The 2,500-nt window shown below is 56.0% G+C and carries 1 rRNA gene (cut by a window edge); it reads right to left on the bottom strand.

The features are described 5' to 3' along the window. Window positions 1-57: 57 nt before the first annotated feature. Window positions 58-2,500 (bottom strand): 23S ribosomal RNA (locus G6019_RS01570) (it continues 656 nt past the right edge of the window).

Genomic DNA, 2,500 nt, shown 5'->3' on the forward strand with positions numbered 1-2,500 from the left:
GGGTGTGTTGTTTCAGATACTGCACAGTGGACGCGGTGCGATTCTTTTGGCTTGAGTGTGTGTAAGCCCTCGGCCGATTAGTACCGGTCACCTCCACGCATTGCTGCGCTTCCAGTTCCGGCCTATCAACCCCATGGTCTGTGGGGGGCCTTAACCACGCAAGGTGGTGAGAAACCTCATCTTGGAACAGGCTTCCCGCTTAGATGCTTTCAGCGGTTATCCCTTCCGAACGTAGCTAACCAGCGATGCTCCTGGTGGAACAACTGGCACACCAGAGGTTCGTCCGTCCCGGTCCTCTCGTACTAGGGACAGCCTTCCTCAAGTTTCTTACGCGCGCGGCGGATAGAGACCGAACTGTCTCACGACGTTCTAAACCCAGCTCGCGTGCCGCTTTAATGGGCGAACAGCCCAACCCTTGGGACCTACTCCAGCCCCAGGATGCGACGAGCCGACATCGAGGTGCCAAACCATCCCGTCGATATGGACTCTTGGGGAAGATCAGCCTGTTATCCCCGGGGTACCTTTTATCCGTTGAGCGACACCGCTTCCACTTGCCGGTGCCGGATCACTAGTCCCGACTTTCGTCCCTGCTCGACGTGTCAGTCTCACAGTCAAGCTCCCTTGTGCACTTGCACTCAACACCTGATTGCCATCCAGGCTGAGGGAACCTTTGGGCGCCTCCGTTACTCTTTGGGAGGCAACCGCCCCAGTTAAACTACCCACCAGGCACTGTCCCTAACCCAGATCATGGGCCGAGGTTAGACGTCCAATACGATCAGAGTGGTATTTCAACAACGACTCCACACACACTGGCGTGCATGCTTCACAGTCTCCCACCTATCCTACACAAACCGAATCGAACGCCAATACCAAGCTATAGTAAAGGTCCCGGGGTCTTTTCGTCCTGCCGCGCGTAACGAGCATCTTTACTCGTAATGCAATTTCGCCGAGTCTGTGGTCGAGACAGCAGAGAAGTCGTTACGCCATTCGTGCAGGTCGGAACTTACCCGACAAGGAATTTCGCTACCTTAGGATGGTTATAGTTACCACCGCCGTTTACTGGGGCTTAAATTCTCAGCTTCGCCTTGCGGCTAACCGGTCCTCTTAACCTTCCAGCACCGGGCAGGCGTCAGTCCGTATACATCGACTTACGTCTTCGCACGGACCTGTGTTTTTAGTAAACAGTCGCTTCTCTCTGGTCTCTGCGACCACACCCAGCTCCCACCGCGAGGGTGTTCACCGGGCATGGCCCCCCTTCTCCCGAAGTTACGGGGGTATTTTGCCGAGTTCCTTAACCACAGTTCTCTCGATCGCCTTGGTATTCTCTACCTGATCACCTGTGTCGGTTTGGGGTACGGGCCGTGTATGAACTCACTAGAGGCTTTTCTCGGCAGCATAGGATCACTGAATTCCCCACAACGGGTACGCATCAAGTCTCAGCCTTCATGTGACACGGATTTGCCTATGTCACGGCCTACACTCTTACACCAGTACAACCACTGACTGGCCCAGCTACCTTCCTGCGTCACCCCATCGCTTGGCTACTACCAGATCAGGTCCCGCGCATCCAGTCCACGTCATCCCGAAGGATGCTCCAGGACGTTCAGGGCGGTTAGTATCACTGATTCACCATGGGCGCGCATACACGGGTACGGGAATATCAACCCGTTGTCCATCGACTACGCCTGTCGGCCTCGCCTTAGGTCCCGACTCACCCTGGGCAGATTAGCTTGACCCAGGAACCCTTGATCATTCGGCGGACGAGTTTCTCACTCGTCATTCGCTACTCATGCCTGCATTCTCACTCGTGTGGCCTCCACGCCTGGATCACTCCGACGCTTCTATGGCCACACGACGCTCCCCTACCCACCCACACACCTGCCCGGAGGAGGTTCTCGTGTGAGTGCCGCGGCTTCGGCGGTGTACTTGAGCCCCGCTAAATTGTCGGCGCAGGACCACTTGACCAGTGAGCTATTACGCACTCTTTCAAGGGTGGCTGCTTCTAAGCCAACCTCCTGGCTGTCTCAGCGATCCCACATCCTTTTCCACTTAGTACACGCTTAGGGGCCTTAGCCGGCGATCTGGGCTGTTTCCCTCTCGACTATGAAGCTTATCCCCCACAGTCTCACTGCCACACTCTCACACCTCGGCATTCGGAGTTTGGCTGACGTCAGTAACCTTGTAGGGCCCATCGGCCATCCAGTAGCTCTACCTCCGAGGTGAAACATGCGACGCTGCACCTAAATGCATTTCGGGGAGAACCAGCTATCACGGAGTTTGATTGGCCTTTCACCCCTACCCACAACTCATCCCCTCAGTTTTCAACCTAAGTGGGTTCGCGCCTCCACGACGTCTTACCGTCGCTTCACACTGGCCATGGGTAGATCACTCCGCTTCGGGTCTAGAGCATGCCACTACGATCGCCCTATTAGGACTCGCTTTCGCTACGGCTTCCCCACACGGGTTAACCTCGCGACATACCACTAACTCGCAGGCTCAT

It is taken from the genome of Dietzia sp. DQ12-76 (genome assembly GCF_014145045.1).
Taxonomy (GTDB): domain Bacteria; phylum Actinomycetota; class Actinomycetes; order Mycobacteriales; family Mycobacteriaceae; genus Dietzia.